The sequence below is a fragment of the Thiomicrorhabdus sp. Kp2 genome (assembly GCF_000478585.1).
Lineage (GTDB): Bacteria > Pseudomonadota > Gammaproteobacteria > Thiomicrospirales > Thiomicrospiraceae > Thiomicrorhabdus.
In genome coordinates this window covers 1,480,146-1,505,101 of sequence record NZ_ARWI01000001.1, presented here as the reverse complement: position 1 = coordinate 1,505,101, position 24,956 = coordinate 1,480,146, and the positions used below count along the sequence as shown (strand labels likewise).

At 41.1% G+C, this 24,956-nt stretch carries 26 protein-coding genes and 1 CRISPR repeat array; of the genes, 14 read left to right on the top strand and 12 right to left on the bottom strand.

Going from position 1 to position 24,956, the window contains the following annotated elements:
• Positions 1-34: 34 nt before the first annotated feature.
• From A379_RS06995 to cmoB, 3 genes are all read right to left on the bottom strand, one after another.
• Positions 35-430, bottom strand: coding sequence for a flagellin (locus A379_RS06995; RefSeq protein ID WP_051145070.1), 396 nt, complete (start codon positions 428-430; stop codon positions 35-37).
• A gap of 30 nt (positions 431-460) precedes the next feature.
• Entirely contained in the window at positions 461-1,285 is an 825-nt protein-coding gene (locus A379_RS12715; protein ID WP_051145069.1) for a flagellin, read from the bottom strand.
• Between the two features lie 134 nt (positions 1,286-1,419).
• On the bottom strand, positions 1,420-2,412 hold the full coding sequence (gene cmoB, locus A379_RS06985) for a tRNA 5-methoxyuridine(34)/uridine 5-oxyacetic acid(34) synthase CmoB (protein ID WP_040727094.1): 993 nt from the start codon (positions 2,410-2,412) through the stop codon (positions 1,420-1,422).
• Positions 2,413-2,762: 350 nt separating this feature from the next.
• Here cmoB and A379_RS13040 point away from each other — a divergent pair, with 350 nt between their 5' ends.
• The gene (locus A379_RS13040; protein WP_157832355.1) at positions 2,763-2,978 is read left to right on the top strand and encodes a hypothetical protein; all 216 of its coding nucleotides are present in this window, start codon (positions 2,763-2,765) and stop codon (positions 2,976-2,978) included.
• Positions 2,979-3,039: 61 nt separating this feature from the next.
• Here A379_RS13040 and cmoA read toward each other — a convergent pair whose 3' ends face one another.
• From cmoA to A379_RS06960, 5 genes are all read right to left on the bottom strand, one after another.
• Positions 3,040-3,777 carry a carboxy-S-adenosyl-L-methionine synthase CmoA gene (cmoA, locus tag A379_RS06980; RefSeq protein ID WP_040727092.1) on the bottom strand — a complete coding sequence of 246 codons (738 nt, stop codon included), beginning with the start codon at positions 3,775-3,777 and terminating at the stop codon, positions 3,040-3,042.
• Positions 3,778-3,908: 131 nt separating this feature from the next.
• Positions 3,909-5,066, bottom strand: coding sequence for a murein transglycosylase domain-containing protein (locus A379_RS06975; RefSeq protein WP_040727091.1), 1,158 nt, complete (start codon positions 5,064-5,066; stop codon positions 3,909-3,911).
• 43 nt (positions 5,067-5,109) lie between these two features.
• Positions 5,110-5,997, bottom strand: a complete 888-nt coding sequence (locus tag A379_RS06970) for a DNA/RNA non-specific endonuclease (protein WP_040727089.1) — start codon at positions 5,995-5,997, stop codon at positions 5,110-5,112.
• 135 nt (positions 5,998-6,132) lie between these two features.
• Positions 6,133-8,160: an EAL domain-containing protein gene (locus A379_RS06965; RefSeq protein ID WP_040727087.1), complete on the bottom strand. Its 2,028-nt coding sequence runs from the start codon at positions 8,158-8,160 to the stop codon at positions 6,133-6,135.
• Between the two features lie 84 nt (positions 8,161-8,244).
• Positions 8,245-9,084 (bottom strand): methyltransferase domain-containing protein, encoded by an 840-nt coding sequence (locus A379_RS06960; protein WP_040727086.1) that lies wholly within the window; start codon positions 9,082-9,084, stop codon positions 8,245-8,247.
• Between the two features lie 115 nt (positions 9,085-9,199).
• On the opposite strand from A379_RS06960, the gene A379_RS06955 reads away from it, so the two are divergent.
• The 13 genes from A379_RS06955 to A379_RS06895 all read left to right on the top strand — a co-directional run bounded on the left by A379_RS06955 (position 9,200) and on the right by A379_RS06895 (position 21,355).
• Positions 9,200-9,550, top strand: a complete 351-nt coding sequence (locus A379_RS06955) for a putative quinol monooxygenase (RefSeq protein ID WP_232744822.1) — start codon at positions 9,200-9,202, stop codon at positions 9,548-9,550.
• Positions 9,551-9,645: 95 nt separating this feature from the next.
• Positions 9,646-10,608: a YafY family protein gene (locus A379_RS06950; RefSeq protein ID WP_051145068.1), complete on the top strand. Its 963-nt coding sequence runs from the start codon at positions 9,646-9,648 to the stop codon at positions 10,606-10,608.
• 60 nt (positions 10,609-10,668) lie between these two features.
• Positions 10,669-12,942 (top strand): CRISPR-associated helicase/endonuclease Cas3, encoded by a 2,274-nt coding sequence (locus tag A379_RS06945; protein WP_040727085.1) that lies wholly within the window; start codon positions 10,669-10,671, stop codon positions 12,940-12,942.
• A 56-nt stretch (positions 12,943-12,998) separates the two neighbouring features.
• Positions 12,999-13,679 (top strand): type I-C CRISPR-associated protein Cas5c, encoded by a 681-nt coding sequence (gene cas5c / locus A379_RS06940; protein ID WP_040727082.1) that lies wholly within the window; start codon positions 12,999-13,001, stop codon positions 13,677-13,679.
• Positions 13,676-15,493 carry a type I-C CRISPR-associated protein Cas8c/Csd1 gene (cas8c, locus tag A379_RS06935; RefSeq protein ID WP_040727079.1) on the top strand — a complete coding sequence of 606 codons (1,818 nt, stop codon included), beginning with the start codon at positions 13,676-13,678 and terminating at the stop codon, positions 15,491-15,493. The genes cas5c and cas8c overlap by 4 nt, the downstream gene beginning before the upstream one ends.
• Positions 15,490-16,362 carry a type I-C CRISPR-associated protein Cas7/Csd2 gene (gene cas7c / locus A379_RS06930; RefSeq protein WP_198525695.1) on the top strand — a complete coding sequence of 291 codons (873 nt, stop codon included), beginning with the start codon at positions 15,490-15,492 and terminating at the stop codon, positions 16,360-16,362. The genes cas8c and cas7c overlap by 4 nt, the downstream gene beginning before the upstream one ends.
• A 2-nt stretch (positions 16,363-16,364) precedes the next feature.
• On the top strand, positions 16,365-17,003 hold the full coding sequence (cas4, locus tag A379_RS06925; RefSeq protein ID WP_040727070.1) for a CRISPR-associated protein Cas4: 639 nt from the start codon (positions 16,365-16,367) through the stop codon (positions 17,001-17,003).
• Positions 16,984-18,003: a type I-C CRISPR-associated endonuclease Cas1c gene (gene cas1c / locus A379_RS06920; RefSeq protein ID WP_040727068.1), complete on the top strand. Its 1,020-nt coding sequence runs from the start codon at positions 16,984-16,986 to the stop codon at positions 18,001-18,003. The genes cas4 and cas1c overlap by 20 nt, the downstream gene beginning before the upstream one ends.
• Before the next feature lie 11 nt (positions 18,004-18,014).
• Positions 18,015-18,308, top strand: coding sequence for a CRISPR-associated endonuclease Cas2 (gene cas2, locus A379_RS06915; RefSeq protein ID WP_040727067.1), 294 nt, complete (start codon positions 18,015-18,017; stop codon positions 18,306-18,308).
• A 106-nt stretch (positions 18,309-18,414) separates the two neighbouring features.
• Positions 18,415-18,621, top strand: a complete 207-nt coding sequence (locus tag A379_RS13165) for a type II toxin-antitoxin system RelE/ParE family toxin (RefSeq protein WP_232744821.1) — start codon at positions 18,415-18,417, stop codon at positions 18,619-18,621.
• Positions 18,622-18,654: 33 nt separating this feature from the next.
• Positions 18,655-18,933, top strand: a complete 279-nt coding sequence (locus A379_RS06905; protein ID WP_198525657.1) for a helix-turn-helix domain-containing protein — start codon at positions 18,655-18,657, stop codon at positions 18,931-18,933.
• Between the two features lie 196 nt (positions 18,934-19,129).
• A CRISPR array of direct repeats spans positions 19,130-20,610; the repeat unit is 32 nt; unit sequence GTCGCACCCATCACGGGTGCGTGGATTGAAAC.
• 151 nt (positions 20,611-20,761) lie between these two features.
• Positions 20,762-21,070 (top strand): type II toxin-antitoxin system RelE/ParE family toxin, encoded by a 309-nt coding sequence (locus tag A379_RS06900; protein ID WP_040727066.1) that lies wholly within the window; start codon positions 20,762-20,764, stop codon positions 21,068-21,070.
• A 3-nt stretch (positions 21,071-21,073) separates the two neighbouring features.
• Positions 21,074-21,355 carry an addiction module antidote protein gene (locus tag A379_RS06895; protein WP_040727065.1) on the top strand — a complete coding sequence of 94 codons (282 nt, stop codon included), beginning with the start codon at positions 21,074-21,076 and terminating at the stop codon, positions 21,353-21,355.
• A 197-nt stretch (positions 21,356-21,552) separates the two neighbouring features.
• On the opposite strand, the gene A379_RS12710 is transcribed toward A379_RS06895, so the two are convergent.
• The 4 genes from A379_RS12710 to A379_RS06875 form a co-directional block, all read right to left on the bottom strand.
• Positions 21,553-22,509, bottom strand: a complete 957-nt coding sequence (locus A379_RS12710) for a plasmid pRiA4b ORF-3 family protein (RefSeq protein WP_051145067.1) — start codon at positions 22,507-22,509, stop codon at positions 21,553-21,555.
• The gene (locus A379_RS06885; protein ID WP_040727063.1) at positions 22,485-22,772 is read right to left on the bottom strand and encodes a hypothetical protein; all 288 of its coding nucleotides are present in this window, start codon (positions 22,770-22,772) and stop codon (positions 22,485-22,487) included. The genes A379_RS12710 and A379_RS06885 overlap by 25 nt, the downstream gene beginning before the upstream one ends.
• Before the next feature lie 277 nt (positions 22,773-23,049).
• Positions 23,050-23,739, bottom strand: coding sequence for a Fe2+-dependent dioxygenase (locus A379_RS06880; RefSeq protein ID WP_040727061.1), 690 nt, complete (start codon positions 23,737-23,739; stop codon positions 23,050-23,052).
• 9 nt (positions 23,740-23,748) lie between these two features.
• A complete protein-coding gene (locus A379_RS06875; RefSeq protein ID WP_040727059.1) occupies positions 23,749-24,858 on the bottom strand; it encodes an alpha-hydroxy acid oxidase in 1,110 nt (369 codons plus the stop codon).
• Positions 24,859-24,956: the final 98 nt, after the last annotated feature.

Here is a 24,956-nt window from a genome sequence, read left to right as displayed (position 1 = left end):
ATTAAGAAAGGTTCTCTCTGCTTGCCATTCGTTGTTAACGAAGTAAGGTATTAATATACCTTTCGGGCATCTCATTGGAATGCGCTAGCATCGCCATACTTGCTTGTTGCAGAACTTGATTTTTTGTAACCTCAACGGTCTCTTTAGCATAGTCAGAGTCCGCTATTCGAGACATAGCCGTACTAGTAGATTCATTTAAATTCATTAAGTTTGACGACTGATACTGTAAGTGGTTTTCTGTGGAACCAATAATAGCCGCATAGTCTGTGAGAGTTTCTAAATGAGCGTCAATGGTTTGTGTTGAGAGCTGGGCATTACTCATAGTTGTAATGTCCAAAGTATCTCCCGTGGGAGGTGGCGGGGGTGGTACAACTGGGGCAGGAACAACATTTTTTGAAAAGCTTAACCCAGCACCAACATCACTAATCACATTAATGCCAATATCCGCTGAGGTTAAATCTCAATTGGTCGATTCAACAAGCAGTGAGCCATCTCCTGCGTTATATGTTGCTGAAAAACCAGCCGTTTGGAGATTGGCATTACCGTTAATAAAGTTGGCGGTTAACTGGTTAGCGCTTGATCCAGTGGGCGCGGTTACCGCGAGCCCAAGTATATCGAGCAACGGTATCGCGCCATAGGTTACAGTAAGTGATTCCATGCCCATTAAATTCAGCTGATAGGTGTCGCCAAGCACTAATATTCCATCAAAACCCTGTGGTGCTCCAAACTCTAATGAGTCATATTCTTCAGGAGGTGGTGGAGGGGGTGCTACTACACTGCTTAGATTCATTAAATCAATGGTCGGTATCTCAATGATATTATCCTCACCTGCTTCCCAGCCGCTTTGAATACGAACCTGATCTTCTTGGGTAAATAACGGTATACCATTAAATTTAGTGCTACCTGCAATATGTCCGATTTCGAGATAAATCGCCTGAAATTCGGCATCCATTTGTTGACGATCGTCATCACTGTATGTTCCGCTCATAGATTGAACGGCAAGCTCTCTCATGCGTTGATAGATATCAAATACCTCTTGCAGGCCTTGATCTATGGTTTTGGCAAGCGAAATTCCATCATTCATATTTCTAATGGCTTGGGTGTTACCATTCAGTTGAGAACTCATTTTAGATAGCACCGCCATGCCCGCAGCGTTATCAGACGCACTGTTAATGTTTTTACCAGAAGATAACTTCTCCATCGCCGTAGAGGCATGTGAATGACTTTTGGTAAAAACATTAACCGCATTCTGACTAGAGCGATTGTAGTTAATGACGGTTGGCAAGGCTGTAATACTCCAAAACTTTAAAAAACCAGAGTTGTCAGTATTGAGGGTTTTATCTCTGTTTTAGAGTTAACGGCCAAGAGTCGAGTTTTATGAGTAAAAATGATTAAAATAATTTAGATTACGTAAAAAGATTACTTGGGTTTATTACACACCATTACCGCACGCAGTGGCGCGGGGTAGCCTTCTATGGTCTTATTGTGGTCTTGTGGGTCTAAAAAGGTTTCTAATGAGTTCCAGGTCATCCAATCGGTGGTGCGCTGCTCTTTTACGCTGGTTTGGTCTAAATCGACGCAACGTACATTTAAAAAACCACAGCGTTCTAGCCAGTGAGTCAACTCTTTGACTGACGGCAAAAACCATACATTACGCATTTGCGCATAACGTTCACCTGGCACTAATAGTTGGCCATACTCTTCAGGCACCACGATGGTTTCTAACACCAACTCACCACCAGGCAGTAATTGGTTTTTAAGCTCATAAATATGGTCAATAGGTGAACGTCGGTGATACAAAACACCCATAGAAAATACCGTATCAAACGCACCACCTTTTTTAGAAATAGGCAGTTGTTCAAGGGTTAATGGCAAGAAATAGGCGGGCACTTTTTCACCAATAAAGTGTTTAAGCACTAAAAACTGGTTCATAAATAACAGACTTGGGTCAACACCCACCGCCAGCTCCGTCTCTTCGCCAGCCATTCGCCACAAATGGTAACCACTACCGCAACCAATATCTAAAACTTTGCGACCTTTTAATGGGGCTAAATGGGGGCGAACTCTGTCCCACTTCCAGTCTGAGTGCCATTCGGTATCAATAAAAATATCGTGAATTTTAAACGGGCCTTTGCGCCACGGGTGAAAAACGCGCATAGCGGTTTCTAACTCAACTTTTTGTTGGGCAGTTAAGTTACTGTTTTGAGCAACGGTAACGGCCGATTGATTCAGGTCAAAGTCGGTGTTTCCTGAAAAAGCACGAACCTGTTCTAGGCCTTTTAACCAGCGTGATAGATTACCATTGCCTTCAGGATGAAGTGCATCGTCTATTAGCTGGGGTAGCTGTTGCTTCCATTCAGTAAAACGTTCGTCTTCAAGTTTTTGCCAAAATGTATCGTAATGTTGCTTCACGTGAAACCTTGTTTGTTAATGTTTTATGTTTGATTTAATTAAAATTTAACCACGAAACGAAGAACTCGGCTGTAGAGCCGAGAAGTCACGAAGACACGAAGAAATTTAAGTTGTATGTCATTGCGGGTTAAGTAAAAATAATGGCATGGCAATATCTGGCGAACACTTCAGTTTCAGCTATGGATTATTCGCGTTGCTCACCCTACGGGTCGCCTTAAAAGGTGTTCTTCGCTCTAAAGAGCTTGTGCTTCATTACCTTAGTGCCTTTCAAACCCCCGTTATTATCGGGCTTGACCCGACAATCTCTCTTTGCCTTATGAGATCCCCTGGTCAAGCCAGAGGATGACGATTTGTGGTTGTACCGAATCTCAATGTCATTGCGAGCCGCAGGCGTGGCAATCTATAGCGTGCATTGCGGTTTTAGCCATGGATTATTCGCGTTGCTCACCCTATGGGTCGCCTTAAAAGGCGTTCTTCGCTCTAAAGAGCTTGTGCTTCATTACGTTCGCAATGACAGTGTTAATTTTAAAATTACCAGGCCAGGTATGCCTTGTGGCAAACATTAACTATGTAAGCAGGTGTTAAAATCAAAAAAACTTCGTGCCTTCGTGTCTTTGTGGTTCACTATTATTTAATCGCTAAAAAAGAGGCAAAATTATACGCCTGAAACCATATACCTGCCGAATTAAAGCCTGCATTATTGAGTCGTTGAATGTGTTGGGCTTCGGTATCGGTAATCAGTACGTTTTCTAAGGAGCTGCGTTTTTGGCTAATCTCTAGTTCTGAATAGCCATTGGCGCGTTTAAATTGTAGGTGCATATGTTCTATGGCCTGTTGCAGTTTGTTATCTTCAAAATGTATTTTTTCAGAAAGAATCAGTACACCGCCTGGTTTAAGGCCTTGGTAGATTTTTTTGACTAACTCATCACGTTCTTCTGGGTCAATAAATTGCAGGGTGAAGTTAATCACCACTACGGAGGCATTTTCAATCGGTACATCGGTCATATTGGCGCAATGTAGGTTTACTGGAATATCGGAATGATAGGCGTGTAAATACTCTGTGGCACGATTAATCATCGCCTCAGAGTTATCAATCGCTTCAATTTCACAGCCTGCTACCTTAATGTTACGGCGCATGGTTAGGGCGGCCGCGCCTAGTGAACAACCTAGGTCATACAATTTGCTATTCGCCTGGGCGTACTCTTTTGTGAGTTCGCCAATGCCCGTTAAAATGGTTTGGTAGCCAGGTACAGAGCGTTGAATCATATCTGGAAAAACCGCCACGACGGATTCATCAAACTGAAAAGCGCCTACCGCTTCATGGGCTTGGGCGTAAATTGTGTCTTTTTGGCTGGTTTTTAACATGATGCGCTCATTTGTTAATTGGCTAGTTGTTTCACGGTAAGTGTTTATTTTATTGAATTTTTGAGTATTTTTCGACTTACCGTAAAAATACTTTTAAAGCGCTACGGTTTTAAAAAATGGTGACGTTTTTTTTAAGCGTATTTAAACTTGTTACGGGTGACTTTTTGCACATAGTTACGCGCTTCACTACTGGATAAATTGCGTACTAAATGGGCGTAAACTTGTTCGCTCGAGAGACGGTTGATTTTACTGATGGCTCTATCTCGGTTGCTGTCAAAGGCCTGTAACACATTGCCACTGCCAGTGTTGTAGGCCGCAATCACACAATACTCTTGTGATTTTTGATTACGAATTCCTTTGAGATAACGAGTAAATAAAATAGACAAATAAGCGGTGCCATACTCTATATTGCGTGCAGGGGTAAACAGTGTGGTTTTGGAGGGCATACCATCCCGATTATGAAGTAGGCGATGTACATCACGCCCTGCCGTGGACGGCACAATTTGCATTAATCCATAAGCGGGGGCAGAACTCACTGCATAGGGGTTAAAGCTGCTTTCAGTTTCGATAATGCCATACACCAACGCGGGTTGAATGCCAAAACGTTTACACTGTTTAACCACCTCAAATTGGTAGTGTAGTTTCTGTTGGTTTTGGTAGTCATTGACCATGCTAAAGGTTACGGCATGGCGGGTTTTACCGTTATCAGCAAACTGGCGATAGCGGGTTTTAATTAAATAGTCAGCATAACGGTTAGCGCGCCAGGCATAGCGTATTTGTTTTTTATCCTGGTCTTGCACAAGGTCTAATAAAAACGGTTTAGCACCTGTTGGAGGAGCGTCTGCACTAAATAAATCTACCTGGCTTGGGTCTTCAGGGGTAAGCAGGGTTTGGGCTATGGCGTTTTTAAGTGCCAATTTTGGGTTCTGTGTTGAGATGGTTTCAACTTGAATTTGGCCACTGTTAAAATCAATAATCGCTCGGCTCTGATAGTGATCAGTGTATTTAACATACGCCTTGGGTGTGGCGGTTTTTTTATCGCTCCAGTTCTTGGCAATTTCATCTAAAAATAGGGTAATTTGTTTACGCACAACACTATCTATTTCAGGAATTCCCAGGCCTGGTACCTGGGCTGAAACCGCTTGGGATACATTGCCCTTATAGAGCTGATGACTGGTGGTAATGCCACGACGAATTTCAGAAGCCGTACAACCGCTCAAGCCTAAAATACCCAGGCCTGGTAATCCTAGAGTTAAAAATTTTCTGCGGTTAAGTTTAGGCTGTTTCATATTCGCTTTTTCATGTGAGTAGTGGTTTTTTAAAGGTCTCAATTTAATAACGCGAAGGACGATTAGCCACTTCTTGCAAACGCCAGGCTTCAGGGGTTTGGCTCGATTCAATACGTGCTTCAAAATCGTCTTCTAAGTCAGCAAAAAAGTCGATACCTGTTAAACGTTCCACCTCATCAATGGTGGTAACAAACTTCATTAAACTGGCATTAGCTGGCGCATTTTGCGGAAAAATAAACGCTAAGGCAACCGCTGGGGTTTGTGGTGTGGTTGGTTTAATCAGTATTTTATAGAATGCGTTAGGAATCTTCACACTCGAATTTTTTAAGGTTTTAGGATTTGCATCAAAAATAGGCCCAGTGGTTACCCAAAAGTCGCCATGCCATTGTGAGAAATCATTGGCAATCACCTCTTCTAAACGCTGCCACGATTTTTGGTTAAGCTTAGGTTTTTGCGGGGTGATATTGGTCATTAAAAAGGTCTCTTTTTGCGCTGAAACCCCATAACGGCTGGCAATCACATAATTGGGTGCCATGTGTCCACGATCATAACCAGAGCCTGTGTAATCATCATGTTTTACTTGTTGGTAAGAACGCCAATCACTTGAGAAGCCTGAAGGGCGTTTGCCACTTTTATAATTGGCTTTAGTCACTTTATAGGTGACCCATAAAGGGTTTTTTAAGGTTTCAGAGTATTCCAGCATAAAAGCTTGGTTGCGTAAAATGTGTGAAAACCCAGTCATAATACCTGTTTGCGGTGGCGTAGCATTGACCTGCGGTACGCCCATATACACCATGGCAGGGCGCGCAACAAACACCTCATAGCTATACCAAAGCCCACCAATGAGCGGAATTAAAATCAAAAACTTTGGGTATTTAAAAAGTAAGTTTAAAAGCGGTTTAATAATCTGTTTTAAGGCGGATGAATTCATGGGGGGATTAGGTTCTGTTCTATTATTTTAAACCACTATTTTAGCGAACTTTATAAAGATTTGGATACTTACCCCATTAAAATTGGATTTTAAATTTTGGGTTTAGCTCCATGTTGCAAAAGTGGTGTTGGTAGCTTATTTTTTGCTGTAATTTTCAATTAATTCTTCTAGTGATAGAGCAGGGCTAAAATAGAAACCTTGATAAAAGAACTCAATTGGAAGGTCTTCAAGTATTGCCAATTTTTCTTTGTTATCAACATACTCAGCAATAATGGGCTGTAAACCAAGGTTATTAATCATTTCGGCAATAAAGGTTAGAACATGGAGTTTTTCTGCTTTGGTTTCAATGCCATCAATTAAGGCGCCATCGAGTTTGGCCATTTGAATGGTTTTATTACCAGCCAATTCAGCGAGCTTGGCTAGATTGGAATAACCTGTTCCAAAATCATCTATCGCAAAATGAATACCATGCTTTTGGCTAAGGGTTTGCAGCACATTGTCATGGGTAAGTGTTTCGTGTTCGGTTATTTCGACCATGAGCACTATGTCATTTTGTTTACACACTTCCGCTAAACTAATAATTTGCAACAAGAAGTCTTTATCGCCCAAGGAATCAGGATAGATATTGACATTAATCATCGGTGTGATGCCTTTTAATTTTGGAATATCTTGTTTGATTAGATCGAAAACGATTTGGTCAATTTCTAAGGTAAGGTGGTAATACTCAACAAGATTTAGGAAGTCTTCTGCAGTAACCAATTTATTATTAATAGGCAGGCGAATTAAAGATTCGACCGTTTGACATTGGTTTGTTTGGTCTACTATTGGCTGATAATACAGTACAAAAGAGCGATTTTGGATATGTTCACGAACCACATCCAAGGTAAGAATATCGTGGTGGACGAGATTAGAGTAGTGGTGAATTTTTTGGTTATCAACTTCACATATTTGTGCATTACATGAATCTGTTAGCATTTTATTGAGAAGCCCATCAAAGTGCCTGAAATTATCAGATTGAACACCGTCAAGCTCAAATAATTTAATATAAATAAAGTCGAGAGCATGCGCCCCACATTCCTTACTCAGGTTGTTAATAACGGTTGAAATTGGCTCCACTCTATTGAAATTTATTTGTTCATGTTCACTGAGTACAACATGTAATTTATTAGCGTGATTTAAACAAATAAAGTCAATATTCTTATCTTTTAGGTAGTCAATAAAGGCATCTTGTAACTTGTTAAGCAGGGCACGCTTTTGACGAACACCTACATCAAACTCACTAAGAAGCCCATAGTGCACTACAAAATAGTAATCTAAATTTTTTTGATGTTTATTTTCACTAATTACAAACTCAATAAAGTTTTGATAGGGATTAGAGAGATAGTTAAATTCAGCTTCATCAATGTATTTATCAAGCAGTAAAAAAGCTTTAATTAATATTTCAAAGTGAATAATGGCTTTAAAATAATTGGTTTTATGAAGGTGATAACTAATCAGTTGAGCCTCTTCATGTAAGGTTCTATGGGCTAATAAGATATTACCTCGCAGAGAAAACGCATACTCACCAGCAGAATGCAAAATTAACTTGGCTTCTAAAGAATTTAGCCAGCGGCCTAATTTGCATTGACTGTGTTCCATTTCAGGCAGAGGTGCATTTTTAATATCTTTAAAATGTTTTTCTAGCTCAAGTAACCAATTCCGATGCATGAGCATAGCGTGGTTTTTACCAAAAAAGCCGTTTTCAAAACGTTCTGTGATTTCTTGGGTAGAAGCCTGAAAATAGCCGTTGGCGATATTTTTACGGCACTTACTAAAGGTTTCTAGTAGCTCTGTTATTGTGAAATTAGCTGAGAACTTTTGTACTTCATGAAAGTTATCGACACAGTAGTTTTGTGCTTGTTCTATACGTTCAAAAACATCGTGTAAATTGAGTTGATAAGTGTTTTTAAGTTGAAACCCAATGTTTTGTAGTGATTTGGCATCATTGGCATCTAAATTACGGCTTAAAATTTTTGTAAGCCACATCGCTTCTGCTTGTTTTAAGCGGGTTAACCCATTAATAGACTGTATGGCGTGTGTTGTAGAAGGGTTTTGTAATAAATCGTTCTCGAGTTCTTGCAACAAATCTTCAATAAACGCATTTAACGAATCTTGATTTAACATAACTAACTCCATCAATAATATTAGGTAGTTAATACCTATATTAGCTTATTAATGTTATTAAGATTATGAAAATAAAAGATTAAATCATGACTGTTTTTTAACCAATAGATGAATGTAGCGTGCCATATTTCGGTAAGTGGGTTCACGGCAATAGCGGTATTCCATCGCCAATAACTCTTCTTGATTGGTTTGTTCAAGCGCCTCGGGTGTCATATAGTCGTTAAACACTCTAATGCCCGTATGTACTTCAATCTCAAAGCCCCAATCTTGCAACCAGGCACAGACCTCTTCAGGAATTTGCGGGTTGGGTGGCGTCAGTTTTTTGCCTTTGCCCATATACTCATCTTTTAACAGGCCTGGTAAACGCCAACCGCCTTTTAAGGTATTGCGAATCACCACCGAATTGCGGTTATAAAACAGCAAAGATAAATGCCCGCCTGGTTTCACCTTGCTGGCCACTTCAAACAGGGTTTCTTTAGGTTGGGCTAACCACTCTAACACAGCATGAAACAGCACCAAATCAAATTCAGGCAAGGTTTTAGCTACCTCTTGCGCAGGGCCTTCAATAAAGGTAGCGGTTAATTCATTTGCCGCAAAATTCTGTTTAGCACGCATTAACATTTGGTGCGATAAATCACATAAAGTCACTTCATGCCCAGCTTGTGCAAACCACTGGCTCATCTGCGCAAAACCACAGCCTGCATCCCATACTTTAAGGTTGTGGCTTTTTAAATTTACCACACCCCGCAAGGGGGTATAAAAGCCTGGTGAATCAGTGTTTTGTGATGGTTGGCAAAGCGAATGTAAGTCCTCTTTAAGCAACTTTAAACGCCATTCGCCCTTAATGGTGTCATACACCTTGGCTTCAAATTTATCGACCAACTTATCAAAGTTACGGTCTTGTAATGGTTTTGGTTTATTCATAAGCACACATTATAAGAGTTACCAGGCCTGGTCAGTTAGTGTTTAATTGAGCTAATTGATTGACGAGCCACAATGCCAGCCCTAAACTAAGTTTTTTATTATCAAATGAGTGTTAATGATGTCATCCAAAGTTTATTGTTTAGCCCAATTTCAACCTAAACCAGGCAAAGAAAAAGAGCTGTTTCAAGTCTTACAAAGCCTAGAACCCAATACCGTAAGAGAAGACGGCTGTATTCAATATAGAGTAACCCGCCATATACAAAGCCCATTTGCAGAAGGGAACAGTTTTCCCATTGTATTTAACGAAATTTGGGCCAATATGGCCGCCTTTGAAGCCCACTGCCAACGCAAAGAAATAGTCGATTTCTTTAACACCTACTGCCTAGCCAAAGACGGTCTAGCCGCCGATTGGAACGTATGCGTATACAGCGACGAGCCCGAAAATTACGATTCACCAAAGATATAAATACCTACCAGTTTTATGCGTAAATATAATTACGCAACAAGATTTTATAATGATATATTAAGACGCTTGTAAATTATCAATTCTTGGTAGTCTTTATGAGCAAAACAGATAGGCAAAGGCAGTTTATAGAGTATTTAAAATCGGCACAGAGTTTTCCCATTAGCATTCAAAGCCTGGCACAAAGGTTTGAATGCAGTGAACGAACCATCCGACGATATATAGAAGACCACTCTGCAAAAGGCAGTCCATGGTATATCTTACAAAATGCGATTGGTTTAGATAAATCTAGAAAACAAGCCATTCAACTGCACGACTACTGGTTTACCAAAGAAGAACTAGAAGCCCTATTTACACTCAATCAAATCATCACCCAACTCTCACCAGGCACATTAAAAACACAGCTTGAAACCCTTATCTCACGAATGAGCAAGCTACTTAAAGACGAAACCCAACAAACGGATCTCGCCACAAAAGTAAAACTCATCGAAATTGCCGACCGAACCATCCAACCCCAAGTTTTTCAAACTATTACCGCCGCCTTAACCGAAAATAAACGCATAAAAATAAAGTTTTGGAGCCGAGAAAACAATCAAACTACAAACCGAACCGTTTCGCCTCTGCAACTGGTTCGCTACAAAGATAACTGGAAAATTGACGCCTGGTGTCACCAAAAACAAGCCCTAAGAACCTTTTCACTAGAAGCCATAAACCAGGCCAATTTAAGCAATGAACCTGCTATTGAAATAGACGATAAAACCCTACAAAACCACTTTCAAACCAGCTACGGAATTTTTGCAGGTCAAGCCAATAACCAAGCTGTTATTCAATTTACACCCTACATCGCCCGCTGGGTGCAATACGAAAACTGGCACCCACAACAACAAAGCCAATGGGATAAAAACGGCAATTACCTACTCACACTACCCTACAACCAAGACCAAGAACTCATACAAGACATTTTAAAATACGGCGCACACGCAAAAGTCCTGCAACCCATTGAATTACAAGAAAAAATAAAACAAAAACTCAAAGAAGCACTAGAGAAGTATTCACAGTGACAGGTTTTGTCACTGGTGTGTGATATGTTGAAGTTATAGAAAAATTGGAATAATTAAATCATGCAAGTCACAGCTAAACAAACAACGTACTACGCTCATTCTGGTATGAGTGCAGATAAATCAGACTGGCAACTTTTAAATGATCACTTAAAGACAGTTGCTGAAATTTCTAAACATAATGCTCGTTATTTTAAAGCATCAAAGTTAGCATACATGGCAGGTTTGTTACATGACTTAGGTAAGTACACATACGAATTTCAAGCAAGGCTCGAAGGTTCACCCCATAAAGTGGATCACGCAACCGCGGGGGCGATTATTGCTAAAGACATACTGCCTGAACCTTGGTTTAAGATTTTATCGTTTGTCATTGCGGGGCATCATGCAGGTTTAGCCAATGGCTCCCTTGAGGGGGAAGGGCGTAGAACGCTTGAAGAGCGTCTTAAACAATCCTTTGGTAAAGAGTTATGTCAGTTGGATGATATTTGGAAATCTGAACTCTCCTTGCCACCGCTTGAGGCTTTGACACCCAAGCTACAATTCCATCCGCAAGCGATTTTTCATGGCTTTCAATTTGCGTTTTTAATACGCATGATTTTTTCGTGCTTGGTTGATGCAGACTTTATCGATACGGATACCTTTTACAAAGAATTAGAAAATAAACCGCTATTACGGGGTGATTATCCAACTCTAGCAGAACTTAAAAATAACTTGGATCATTATTTGAAGGATAAGCAACAGTCCAGCGATAACACGCAACTAGTTAATAAATTGCGCCAAGATATTCTTGCTAGCGCTAGAGAAAAAGCTATTTTAGAGCCAGGCCTGTTCACTTTAACGGTACCTACAGGAGGTGGTAAAACGCTTAGCTCGATGGCGTTTGCCTTAGACCATGCGCTGGCTCATAACTTGCGACGTGTTATTTATGTGATTCCTTTTACTAGCATAATTGAACAAAATGCCAAGGTTTTTCGTGAGGCATTTGGAGATTTAGGCGAAACTGCTGTTTTGGAGCACCACAGTAATTTTGATGATCGTAATATTAGAGATGAAAAAACACAGGATAAGCTCAAATTAGCAATGGAAAATTGGGATATGCCCATAGTGGTTACTACAGCGGTGCAGTTTTTTGAATCTTTATTTGCTGATAGAACTTCGCGTTGTCGCAAACTCCACAATATCAGCGGCAGCGTGATTATCCTAGATGAAGCGCAAACGTTACCGCTGAAATTTTTGCGCCCCGTGATGGCAGCAATTGATGAACTGGCTCGAAATTACCAATGTACAGTCGTGTTATGCACAGCGACTCAACCAGCTTTAAATGCGCCCGATTTCAAGCTGGGGTTTGAAATCGAAAATGTGCGCGAAATTGCACCTAATCCGCAAGCTCTGTATGACCAACTCAGTTTGGTGAGCGTTAGCCATCTTGGGGCTTTAACTGATGACCAGCTGGTACAAAAAATTCAAGATCAACCGCAGATTTTGACCATTGTTAATAATCGTCGTCACGCCCAATCACTTTTTCAAAAGCTTAAAGACCAAAAGCTAGCAGGCGTTTTTCACCTGACCACGTTGATGTATCCCGCACATCGTATGCAAACCTTAGAGGTGATTCGAGAAAGGCTTAAAAATAACCAGGCCTGCCGTGTTATTTCAACTTCATTGATTGAAGCGGGCGTGGATGTGGATTTTCCGTGTGTGATGCGCGCCGAAGCGGGACTGGACTCCATTGCTCAAGCCGCAGGGCGTTGCAATCGTGAGCGTAAGTATTTAAAAGAAGACAGTCATGTGTGGATATTTAGTACCCCCGATTGGAAAACACCGCCAGAGCTGGATTCTTTAGCAGCGGGAATGCGTACGGTGCTGCGTCGAAATCACGATAACCTGCTCGGGCAACTAGCCATTAAAGACTATTTTGATGAAGTTTATTGGCGTAAAGGTGATGAACTGGATAAGAAAAACTTGCTTAAAACTTGCCAAGATCATGCAAACAAATTGAGCTTTCCTTTTCAAAATATTGCCAAAGAATTTTGCATGATTGAAAGCTTTATGTGTCCGATTTTTATTGGGCGTGATGAAGAGGCAAAAGCCCTGATTAGCGAATTAGCAGTGACTGAAAACGTCAGCCAAACCTTAAGAAAATTGCAACCCTACATTGTGCAAATTCCACAAAAAGGGTTTGAGGCTTTAAAAATGGCTGGGGTTTTAGAAACCATTGCGCCACATCGGTTTGAAGATCAGTTTTGGCAGCTGCTTAACAATGAAATATACGATGCCGAATTTGGCATGAGTTGGAATAATCCAACTTTTATCAGCGCGGAATCGTCGGTTTTTTAACAAATTAAGTCGTCTAGCGATAGGCGTATATCTAATCCCAAAGAAGGAGGTAGAAAATGGCTTATGGCATTAAATTGCATGTATGGGGTGACTATGCGTGTTTTACCAGGCCTGAGATGAAGGTGGAACGGGTATCTTACGATGTCATTACGCCTTCTGCCGCGCGCGGTATTTTAGAAGCGATACATTGGAAACCTGCGATTCGCTGGCAGATAGATAAAATTCATGTGCTGAATCCGATACGGTTTGAGTCGATTCGGCGTAATGAATTGGGTAACTGCAAAATATCCACCTCTAAAGTCAGTGGCGCAATGAAACGAAAATCGACTCAAGACTTAGGGTTTTTGATTGATGAGGGTGATAATCGTCAACAAAGAGCTACGACCTTGTTGCGTGATGTCGGTTACATTATTGAAGCGCATTTTGAACTAACCGATAAGGTGGGTCAGGAAGATTCGGTGGGCAAGCATCTTGATATTTTCAATCGCCGTGCACGCAAAGGGCAGTATTTTCACCAGCCCTGTCTAGGAAATCGCGAATTCCCAGCTTATTTTTCATTAATTGAGTCTGATGAAAACTTTCCAAACTCTGAACTTGCAAATGAATCAAAAGACTTGGGATGGATGTTGCATGACATTGATTTTGCCAATCAAAACACGCCTAAATTCTTTAGAGCACAAATGCAAAATGGCGTGATTGAAGTGCCACCTTTTTATGCTGAGGAGGTTGCACAATGATGCTTTCTAGTCTTCAGCAATATTATCAACGCCTTGCCAATAATCCCGACCCAATTACAGGTGCAAAAGTCCCCGCCTATGGCTTTAGTGAAGAAAAAATCGGCTATGTTTTGGTGCTTTCCGAAGCAGGTGAATTGGTCGATGTGATTCCACACCTAACCGATGAAAAAAAACCGAAACCAAAATTAATGAATGTGCCAAGGCCAGCCAAGCGAACCTCTGGCATTAAACCGAATTTTTTATGGGATAAAACCGCCTATGTATTAGGGATCGCGTTGCCTAAGGATAAAAAAAGTAAGGCTGTGTTTGATTTATCTTTAGCGACCTTTGAAGTCTTTAAAAATGAGCATCTGTCGCTTTTACTAGAAGCAAAACAACCAGGCCTGGTGGCTTTAAGACGGTTTTTGGAGATTTGGCAACCAGAATGGGCTTCAGTATCTAGGCTTAAAACTGAAGTGTTAGATGCCAATGTCGTTTTTCAATTAGATGGTGAACAACATTATATCCATGAATCAGAAGAGGCCAAATCACTATGGGATACTTTGCTCAAACCTGATGACGACAGTCAGGAGGCTATGTGTCTGATATCTGGAAAATCTGCCCCAATTGCACGCTTGCATCCCGCCATAAAAGGGGTGTCTGGTGGGCAAAGTTCAGGTGTTTCAATAGTCTCTTTTAATAAAGAGTCTTTTAACTCGTATGGTAAAGACCAAGGTGACAATGCACCCATATCAGAAACGTCAGCCTTTGCCTACACCACCGCTTTAAATTATTTATTGCGTCGAGAAAATAATCAAAGCATCAGCCTAGGAGATACCACCGTCGTTTTTTGGGCTGTGGCTGAAGATGTGGCGCAAGCTCAAAAAGCAGAAAACTTTTTTAACTTTGCCTTTAATCCGCCCGCCGCGTCGGACGACAGCGAAACCACTCAATTGCATGCCGCATTAGAAAAACTCGCAAAAGGCCGTCCAATGTCTGAAATTGCCCCTGATATCGAGCCAAGCACCCAGTTTTATATTTTGGGTCTTGCGCCCAACGCCGCGCGCTTGTCGATTCGGTTTTGGCTACAAACCGATTTTGCACACATTCAGCAACGCTTGTCAGAACATTTTCAAGATTTAAGTTTGAACCCTTTGCCATGGAAAACGCCGCCGTCGGTTTGGCGTTTGTTATTGCAGTTGGTACCCCATAGAGAAGGCAGTAAACCCAAAATAGATGATGTGCCTGCACATTTAGCGGGCGAATTGATGCGCTCGATTATTACAGGACAACGCTACCCTCAGGCTATTTTGGCTCAATTATTAGCTCGATTTCGAGCGGATGGTGATATCAGCGGTTTACGTGTTGCGATGGTCAAAGCCATTTTGCAAAGAGATTTTAGAAAACAACTCATCAAAGAGGAGATTCCCATGAGTTTGGATGAAAACAATACTAACTCCGCCTATTTATTAGGTCGCTTATTTGCGCTGCTTGAAAATATTCAACGCTTAGCTTTGGGCGATAAGGTGAATGCGACCATTACCGACAAATATTATGCATCGGCATCCACCGTGCCTTATTCAGTCTATCCAAGATTGCTCTCTGGCAGTAAACATCATTTTTCAAAGATCCGTAAAGATAAAGCTGGATTGGCTTTTAATTTAGAAAAAGAGCTGAGTGAAATAATGGCGAAATTGCCAAGTGAATTCCCGCGCCATTTTTCTATCGAAAACCAAGGTCGTTTTGCGATTGGTTATTACCAACAAAAAAACGCTCGTTTTGCCCAACAAGATTCAAATGACACTAATCAAACACGCTCTGAAGGAGAAGAATAATGACCATCCAAAACCGCTATGAATTTGTATACTTTTTTGACGTAACCAACGGTAATCCAAATGGTGATCCAGATGCGGGCAATATGCCACGCCTAGACCCTGAATCCAGTAAAGGCTTGGTAACGGATGTGAGCCTTAAACGTAAAATTCGTAATTTCATTCAACTAAGTGAAGAGAATACGCCTGGTTACGACATTTATGTACAAGAAAAAAGCGTTTTAAACTTACAGAACAAAAAAGCTTATGACGCATTAGAAATTACGCCAGAAGCCAAAAAACTCCCCAAAGATCAGCAAAAGGCTAAAGAAGTGACCGATTGGATGTGTGCCAATTTCTTTGATGTTCGAGCTTTTGGGGCTGTTATGACCACAGAGGTAAATTCAGGGCAAGTTCGTGGCCCTATGCAACTGGCCTTTGCCAAATCTATTGACCCAATTATTCCATTGGAAATTTCGATTACTCGTATGGCGGTTACCAATGAAAAGGATTTAGAAAAAGAGCGGACAATGGGACGTAAACATATCGTACCTTATGGTTTATATCGAGTTCATGGCTTTATTTCGGCAAAATTAGCCGAAAAAACAGGTTTTTCAAATTCAGATTTAGTAAAAGTTTGGAAGTCATTGGAAATGATGTTTGAGCACGATCATTCTGCTGCACGCGGTGAAATGTCTGCAAGAAAATTGATTGTCTTTAAACATGACAACGCCTTGGGGAGTGCCCCAGCGCATAAGCTATTTGAGCGTGTGACAGTCGAGCGAGTTAAAGGGGAGGCGGGTACACCTGCAAGTGAGTTTGCAGACTATGCGATTCACTTTGATAAAGACGGGTTAGTTTCTATGGGCGTTGAAGCCTTAGAGGTTTTTTAGCCGTGAGTGACACCCGTCTGATTCCTTTGTCCGCCTTGCAGCATTATGCGTTTTGTCCTCGCCAGTGTGCGCTGATTCATAATGAGCAGGCCTGGTCAGAAAACTGGCTTACGGCACAAGGTCAGCAACTACATCAGCGGGTAGACCATGGTTTACCCGAATCCCGTAAAGGGATTCGGTATGAGCGTGGGGTGGAGGTATCTGCCCCTTCTTTAGGTTTAACTGGAAAGCTTGATTTGGTGGAAGTTGATATTGCCACAGGAGTATGTTTTCCAGTTGAGTATAAACGTGGTAAAGAGAAACAAGAAAATATTGATTTAATACAGCTTTGTGCCCAAGCACTTTGTTTAGAAGAGATGCTGGGATTAGAGGTTCCACATGGCGCCATTTGGTATTGGCAAACTCGTCACCGTTTTCAAGTTGAAATTTCTTCTGAACTGCGTGCTGAAACGATAGCCGTGATTGAGGCAACAAAAGACCTACTCAATTCTGGCAAAACACCAAAAGCTAAATACAGCAAAAAGTGCCAGGCCTGTTCACTTTATGATTTGTGTAATCCAAAGCTGACATTTCAAGACCATAGTAGTGCCTATGTAAAAGCGATTTATCAGGAGTGTGCTAATGAAAAAATTGCAGAATAGTCTTTATATTACTAAGCAAGGTTCGTATTTACATAAAGAGCGCGAAACATTGGTGATTGAAGTTGAAAAACAAAAAGCCATGCAAGTGCCCATTCATGCGATTCAAGCGATTTATTGTTTTGGTAATGTGATGGTATCGCCATTTTTAATGGGTTTTTGCGGTGAAAACTCTGTGCATTTGGCTTTTTTTACGGAATACGGTCGTTTTTTAGGTCGTTTACAAGGTAAACAAACAGGCAATGTACTTTTAAGAAAAGCGCAGTTCAAAGTGGCAGAAATTAGTCCAGAACCCATTGCCCGCAATGTAATTGCAGCAAAAATCAGTAATTCCCGCTCCGTACTCTATCGTCATCAACGCAATTACGGTGAAAATAACAAAGTAAAGCAAGCGATTATTCAAATTTCATCAGCTCTAAATCGTTTAAAAACGGCACAAACGCTCGATTCTATTAGTGGGATTGAAGGCGAAGTGGCCTCGTTTTATTTTGGTGTATTTAATGAACTATTGTTACCTGGTGTAAAAAAAGATTTTTTATTTAACAAACGTTCTCGTCGTCCGCCTTTAGACCCTATAAATGCACTGTTATCTTTTTTATATAGCGTGATTGGTAACGATATTTCGGCCGCTTTGCAAGGTGTTGGGCTAGACCCTCAAGTTGGGTTTATGCATTTAGACAGGCCTGGTAGAGACAGTTTGGCACAAGATATATTAGAAGAATTTCGTGCATGGTTAGTTGATCGATTAGTGCTTAGTTTGATTAATCGAAAACAGTTAAAAGCCAAGGATTTTATAAAAGAAGCCAGCGGTGCGGTTAAGTTAACCGATGACGCACGCAAAACGGTTTTGGTTGCCTTACAAAATCGCAAACAAGAAACCATTATGCACCCCTATTTAAAAGAACAAGTCCCCATTGGTTTGTTACCTCATATTCAGGCACTATTATTAGCAAGGCATATTCGTGGTGATTTGGCGGAATATCCTCCGTTTGTTCCAAGATAGGGTAAAGCATTATGATGGTACTAATTACCTATGACATATCATTTGATGATCCAGGAGGTCAAAGGCGGCTAAGGCATATAGCTAAAGCTTGTCTAGACCATGGTGTAAGAGTTCAATATTCTGTATTTGAATGTGAAGTTGAACCTGCTCAATGGGTAAATCTTAAGGCAAAGTTATTGGCAACCTATAATGAAGAAACTGATAGCCTGCGGTTTTATATGCTAGGTGCTAAATGGCGAAATAAAGTAGAACACTTTGGAGCCAAAAAATCATTAGATCTTTTTCAAGATACTTTAATTTTATAAAGTTATCATATATGATAACAAGGTTGGCAAACTGAATTGGACAGTAAAGTTTTACCCTGGTGTTGAGCAAGACATTTCTGATATGCCAACTGGCATCGCAGCAAGAATGATTAAATTACTAGAGTTAGTTGAAGCCAAAGGGCCAAAATTAGGCGAACCACATACCAAACCGCTAGGTAACAAACTTTTTGAAGTGCGAGCAAAAGCCCCAGAAGGGATTGGTAGAAGCTTATTTTGCTATCAACAACAGCAAACCATTATTGTGCTGTGTGCATTTGTGAAAAAACGGATAAAACACCAAAAAGCATTTTAGATTTAGCAAAAAAACGCCAAAAGGAACTTAATGATGAAAATGACAAGCCTAAGTGATTTCAAAAAAGAGTTATTACAACAGGATGATTTCAAAAATGAATATGATGCGCTTGAAGAGGAGTTTCAATTTATTCGTGTATTAATAGATATGAGAGAAAAATCGGGTCTTACTCAAGAAGAAATAGCCAAAAAAATGGGTACACAAAAAAGCAATATTAGTCGGTTAGAAAAAGGAACCAGCAATCCTGGTTGGAAAACCCTAAAAAAATATGCCCATGCGTGTGGGTTTAAAATTCAATTACAATATTCATAAAATGAATACAATTACAGTGAATCGCTAACCATTAGTGCTCTTTAAAAACATGGAACCTTAGCGATTGACGAAGCCAATGAATAATCAACCTCCTTAAAAACCAAATTAAATTAATTTATAATTTACAAGTCTATTTATGAACCTTAGCGAATTCCCACCTAAACTACCTTAGTTTGCTGAGTTTGATTAATAGGCAGTCGCACCCATCACGGGTGCGTGGATTGAAACAGTTTATAGGTGATGCAACGGTTAGCCAGTGGAAGTCGCACCCATCACGGGTGCGTGGATTGAAACTTACACTAACTGTACGGAATGAAATAATAATGAAGTCGCACCCATCACGGGTGCGTGGATTGAAACCCATCCCTGTAAATCTACGTTGTAGAATGTTAGAGTCGCACCCATCACGGGTGCGTGGATTGAAACTTATAACGAATGAATTAGACATTTGATTTTCTCCGTCGCACCCATCACGGGTGCGTGGATTGAAACTCGCTCTTGTTGTCTTGGTGGTGGTGTGTATGAGTCGCACCCATCACGGGTGCGTGGATTGAAACTTAAATCAAAGCAAGATGTCACGATTCATTCACGTCGCACCCATCACGGGTGCGTGGATTGAAACTGCAAATTTGGGTTATCCTCGCTTGCATTTGGAGGTCGCACCCATCACGGGTGCGTGGATTGAAACATAGCTTGCTCTGCTTGTTCTAGCGTTAAGCCTGTCGCACCCATCACGGGTGCGTGGATTGAAACTAAAACCTGCTCATATAACTCATTACTAACAGGAAGTCGCACCCATCACGGGTGCGTGGATTGAAACAGGCTCCAAAGCTTTGTATTGCTCTGGCGTAAGCGTCGCACCCATCACGGGTGCGTGGATTGAAACTCGTAATAAATCATCGTGCCAAACGCTTGCCTGTAGTCGCACCCATCACGGGTGCGTGGATTGAAACATCAACTTCATTGGCTGGATGAATAAGTATTAAGGTCGCACCCATCACGGGTGCGTGGATTGAAACACTTGAGTTAATCGGTAATTTGTGCCCGTTAGATAGTCGCACCCATCACGGGTGCGTGGATTGAAACCTGCTTCTTGTTGTTCGTCTGGCATAAATTGAGCGGTCGCACCCATCACGGGTGCGTGGATTGAAACAATTACATCATCCCAGACAGGGTCTAGACCTGTGTCGCACCCATCACGGGTGCGTGGATTGAAACGACTAAAACACCGCTATTTATTAATGATGCATTAGTCGCACCCATCACGGGTGCGTGGATTGAAACCATTTACCGTGGTATCACCGTTAATTGTGGTTTTGTCGCACCCATCACGGGTGCGTGGATTGAAACTAGTCTAAAGGCGGGCAGGGGTAGGTCTCCTGTGTCGCACCCATCACGGGTGCGTGGATTGAAACACAGGTTTTAGAGAGTGTTGAAAAAAGCGGCTGGGTCGCACCCATCACGGGTGCGTGGATTGAAACACGCAAGAATGTTTTTTGACCTGATTCAAAATAGTCGCACCCATCACGGGTGCGTGGATTGAAACAAGCATTAACCGAAAATCAAAGCGCGCTTGCTTGTCGCACCCATCACGGGTGCGTGGATTGAAACAAGCAGCATGAGAAGCAAGAAACAGGCGATTACAGTCGCACCCATCACGGGTGCGTGGATTGAAATATTACCTACCGCACAGGCTGTGTATTGCAGTCCAAAAACCACCGTCTACGAGTGTTAAATTTTCCACTTAATTAATTCTTAAATGAAGCATCTTCTTTAAGAGTTTCAATATTTGATAGCTTTTAAGTAGCCTGTAGGCTACAATTTACACATGAAATACAAAATCCTAACAACCAGCACTTTTGATAAATGGCTTTCTAAACAAAAAGACCGACAAGCTGTAAGAGCCATCGCCATGCGAATTGCAAGAGCAGAACAAGGGAATTTTGGAGATTCTGAGCCTGTTGGAGAGGGAGTTAGTGAAATGCGTATTTTCATAGGAAAAGGCTATCGAATTTATTACACCGTTCGTGGTGAAACTGTTTTATTACTTTTGAACGGTGGTATCAAAAGTAATAAAAAGCAGCAACAAGAAGATATAGCCAAAGCAAAACAAATCTTGCAAAAAATTGGAGAGTAGCTCATGGCAGAAAAAATAAAAGCATTTAATCCATTTGATTACTTTGAAACCCAGGAAGAAATCAATGCCTATCTAGAAGAGTGTTTTCGTGATGAAGACCCTAATGTATTCGTTAATGCGCTTGGTCACTTGGCAAAACACCATGGAATAAGTGAGGTATCAAAGGCAACGGGTTTAAACCGTGAAAGCCTGTATAAAACTTTCAGCGGTAAAGTTCAACCAAAGTGGGACACTATTGCTCGAGTCATGCGGGCATTACACGTAGACATGACGGTAGCGGCTTAAAATATTCAGTACAAGATATGATCCACTTTCGGTAAACATTGCGGTTTCTGTGGTGGATTGCTTCACTGCGTTCGCAATGACAGAGTTAATTTTAAATTACTCTTTGTGCACAAAATTAAGTTGGCCAAAAGGCATGCCAGGAATGATAAAAGCAAAATAGTCGCACCCATCACGGGTGCGGGGTTTTGTTTTTGAGTTTACCAGGCCTGGGTGAGTTTTTTTAGATCGGTATTTAATTGTGTTTTATTAAATTCTTCGAGCGTGAATTTTAGTTCGTGCTCGTTAAAAAATTCGCTGAGATGTTCTGGTATGCTTTGGCCATTTTTTAGATTTCTAGCAAGTTCGTTTAATACAGGTATGCCACCAATGTCTTCTATTATTGCGCCACGTTTTCCAGTAATGCAAATGGCTTTGGTGTCTTTGAATTTTGAAGCTTGGTATTCTTTAGTTTGCTCTAACGTTATTGTAAATTCCCAGCCGTCACCAAAGTCATAGGCATAGTCTAACTCGTCAATCGGTTCTAAGATTTGTTGAAGTGTGATTTGTTGTTCTAAATCTTCATCAATAATATCGTGACCTTGGCTGAATTCGTGTAGGTGATAATCTAGGAGGCCAAAGAGGTCTTGAATAATGAGGTGTAGTTGATAAAGATTGAGGTTGTTTGGTGTTTCTATACGTCGCCAAATGGGTGGTTTTGAGCCTTTTAATTGAATTTTAAGTTGTAAGGTTTTAAGTTCAGCAGGTGTTTGGTTGTTTGTTGGAAAGTCGATTACATTGTTATTTTTGGTTTGTTTTTTTGGGGTGTTTTCAAGGTCTAATGGCTGGCCACTTTCTTTTAAAATTTCTTCAATATCAAACTCTTCAGAGTTGAATATTTCTTCAATAAGCTGTGCTTGCGGGTTTAGACTTAATGCTTGTGCCAGGTAAAATTCTTCGGTATCAAGGGATGGGTATTGTTTTTGGAGTTTTGAGGGAGTTGTCCATTCAAGCAGTGCAAGGCCGTGTGTTTCTATGAGGGCTTGGTTGTCATCAGCGAGCTTAAAGGTTGTTTTCATAACAGCACTTTCGTCGGGCAATTTATTGGGAGTGTAATGTTTTAGATAGGCCTGCTTTTGTGCCATAAAGTAGCTTAAATGTTCTTTAAATAATGCCATTTCAACGGCGTATTTTTGATCAAACCAGTATTGAAAAGAGGTTCTGTAACATGCCATTCTTTCTGCTTTGAGTCGTATTCAATGGCATCTTCGCAGTCCATTTTGGCGCTGTGTTTAAAAATAGAATGCAGTACTTGTTGGTATTCTTCGTGTTCGCTTTCTTCTAATAGGTCATGTTCAACAAACGTTTCTACTTCGGTTTGCGCAATGGCTAATAGTTCTACCAGTTTGCGGTATTGTTTTTTATTGATATTTAAGATCACTGTAATCACCTAATTAGAATATGTTTGCAATTTGGGTATATAAGTTGTGTTATTTTGATGGGATTATTTTAGGGTTTTTAGCCTAGATGTTCTAGGTTTTATAAGTTTAAGAATTGGATTTAAAAGGTATTGTGATTTGTTAGTATTAGAGATTATAAGAGAGCCACTGACACCCTCCAAAGGTGACTTTGGTTTGAGCGGGTGAATGCCAGTGACTCTCTTATAATCTCTTTGTTTTATACTTTAGGTTGGTTTTTGTAAGAGATTTTCAATCTGTTTAAGGCTCGCTCCATAGTCTTAAAAGGTTGTGATAGAGTTCGGAGAGTTGCAGGAGTTCAGGGTGTTGTGATTGCACACCAAAGTGCTTTCTTAGACCTTGTATGGATTCATCTAGTTGATTAAGCAGGGTGCGTTGTTCATCACTTTTAATTAGGCTTTGTACCCACATAAACGAGGCGATTCTTTGCCCAGAGGTAACGGGTAGCACTTGGTGTAGCGCGCCTGATGAGTACAAAATCATATCGCCTGCTTGCAGTTTTATTTCTTGTACACCCATGCCTGTGTCAATTTGCAGTTCACCGCCTTCATAGCTGTCTGGTTCATTTAAAAACAGGGTGGCGGATAGGTCGGCTCTTATGGATTGACCTGTGTATGGGTGGGTAAGCACGGCACTATCAATATGAGCACCGTAAAAACCACCATCTTGGTAGAGGTTGAACTTTGGTGGATAGAAGACATTGGGCAACGCTTTTGATATAAAGCTCGGGGTTTGCATTAGGCGTTTTTCAATGGTTTGACTAAGGGTTTTAGTAACCTCTTGTTGATCATCTAGCTGTAAATTTTGTTTTACGTTTTTAGCTAAATTACCAGCTGTTTTGATGCCTTCAATCCACACCGCTTGTTGCATTTGGTTAAGAAACTCGGCCACTTCTTTTTTGCTTAAAACGTTTTCTATAATGGTAAACATAGTTATCTCCTAGAGTGCACACATTTTGGAAGGTGGGTTGAAGAGTTTATTAACAGTAATTTCAGCCAGGTTACTGCAGCCTGTTAGTGCCATGCAAAGCTGCAATTCTTCAATGATCAGTTTAAGCATATGGGCGACACCGACTGCACCTCCTACGGCTAAAGAATAAATTTGTAAGCGTCCAAGCATGACGGCATTAGCGCCTAGAGCTAGGGCTTTAAACAGGTCATAGCCATCTCTAATGCCACTGTCCATTAGCAGGGTAAAATCGTTGCCAACGGCTTGGCGAATGGCGGGTAAGACTCTTAAAGGGCTTGGGCTACTGTCTAAAGCTCGCCCGCCGTGATTAGAAACTACCAGGCCTGTTACACCCATCTCTTTGAGCTGTTTGGCATCGTCTGGGTGCATTACGCCTTTTACCCAAACAGGCAGGGGTGATTGTTCTATCCATTTGCCAAAGGTTTGCCAATTGGGGGCTTGCGCCATGAGTCCGTTAAAAATAGTGTTAGTTGTAGGAGTTGGACTATGGTTGTAGTCACGTAAGTTAGCAGCTTCCACTTGTTGGTGAAGGTCAAACCCTAATCTGCGTGCTTTGAGCGAAACCGACTGAACCGAGGTATCTAGGGTAATCATAATGGCTTGATAACCAGCTTGTGCGGCACGGTTTATAAGGTCTAAATTGGTTGCATCATCCGCTTGCAAATAGAGTTGAAACACTCTGCAAGCGGGTGCAACCTGTGCCACATCTTCTAAGGTTTGTGAAGAAAGCGTGCTTAATACCGACCCAATATTAGAGGCTTTAGCGGCAGAAGCACTGGCGATTTCACCTTGTGGGTCAACTAAGTTTTGATAGGCCACAGGCGCTAATAGAATTGGGGCGGCTAGTGTTTGATTAAGCAGTGTTAATTCGCTATTGCCGTGTGATACGTCATTGAGTAGGCGTGAGTTGAGTTGAATCTCTTGAAAGGCCTGGCGATTGTCTGCCAAACTCTGTTCTTGACCACTGCCACCACTTAAATAAGCAAATAGCTCTTTTTCAAGATAATATTCGGCCAATTGCTCGTAATCGTGCGGGCAAAAAGCGTGTTGTGCGAGTTGTTGTGGTGAAAAAAGTGCCATAAAATTTGCTCTCGTTTTGGGTTTATCCCCCATAGCTTTACAGACTTTGTATAAATCGAGAGAATCTAAATCTGCACAGCTATGGGTGCGCCAACGTT

Bases quoted from the DNA above. Each gene is read 5' to 3' on its own strand.
- A379_RS06960 (WP_040727086.1), bottom strand. From the start codon at position 9,084: ATGAATAAACCAAAACCATTACAAGACCGTAACTTTGATAAGTTGGTC.
- A379_RS06975 (WP_040727091.1), bottom strand. From the start codon at position 5,066: ATGAAACAGCCTAAACTTAACCGCAGAAAATTTTTAACTCTAGGATTA.
- cas5c (WP_040727082.1), top strand. From the start codon at position 12,999: ATGGCTTATGGCATTAAATTGCATGTATGGGGTGACTATGCGTGTTTT.
- A379_RS13165 (WP_232744821.1), top strand. From the start codon at position 18,415: ATGATTAAATTACTAGAGTTAGTTGAAGCCAAAGGGCCAAAATTAGGC.
- cmoA (WP_040727092.1), bottom strand. From the start codon at position 3,777: ATGTTAAAAACCAGCCAAAAAGACACAATTTACGCCCAAGCCCATGAA.
- cas1c (WP_040727068.1), top strand. From the start codon at position 16,984: ATGAAAAAATTGCAGAATAGTCTTTATATTACTAAGCAAGGTTCGTAT.
- A379_RS12710 (WP_051145067.1), bottom strand. From the start codon at position 22,509: ATGGCATTATTTAAAGAACATTTAAGCTACTTTATGGCACAAAAGCAG.
- A379_RS06945 (WP_040727085.1), top strand. From the start codon at position 10,669: ATGCAAGTCACAGCTAAACAAACAACGTACTACGCTCATTCTGGTATG.
- cas2 (WP_040727067.1), top strand. From the start codon at position 18,015: ATGATGGTACTAATTACCTATGACATATCATTTGATGATCCAGGAGGT.
- A379_RS06880 (WP_040727061.1), bottom strand. From the start codon at position 23,739: ATGTTTACCATTATAGAAAACGTTTTAAGCAAAAAAGAAGTGGCCGAG.
- cas8c (WP_040727079.1), top strand. From the start codon at position 13,676: ATGATGCTTTCTAGTCTTCAGCAATATTATCAACGCCTTGCCAATAAT.
- A379_RS06895 (WP_040727065.1), top strand. From the start codon at position 21,074: ATGGCAGAAAAAATAAAAGCATTTAATCCATTTGATTACTTTGAAACC.
- A379_RS06965 (WP_040727087.1), bottom strand. From the start codon at position 8,160: ATGTTAAATCAAGATTCGTTAAATGCGTTTATTGAAGATTTGTTGCAA.
- A379_RS06970 (WP_040727089.1), bottom strand. From the start codon at position 5,997: ATGAATTCATCCGCCTTAAAACAGATTATTAAACCGCTTTTAAACTTA.
- A379_RS06875 (WP_040727059.1), bottom strand. From the start codon at position 24,858: ATGGCACTTTTTTCACCACAACAACTCGCACAACACGCTTTTTGCCCG.
- A379_RS06950 (WP_051145068.1), top strand. From the start codon at position 9,646: ATGAGCAAAACAGATAGGCAAAGGCAGTTTATAGAGTATTTAAAATCG.
- A379_RS06900 (WP_040727066.1), top strand. From the start codon at position 20,762: ATGAAATACAAAATCCTAACAACCAGCACTTTTGATAAATGGCTTTCT.
- A379_RS06955 (WP_232744822.1), top strand. From the start codon at position 9,200: ATGATGTCATCCAAAGTTTATTGTTTAGCCCAATTTCAACCTAAACCA.
- A379_RS06905 (WP_198525657.1), top strand. From the start codon at position 18,655: ATGAAAATGACAAGCCTAAGTGATTTCAAAAAAGAGTTATTACAACAG.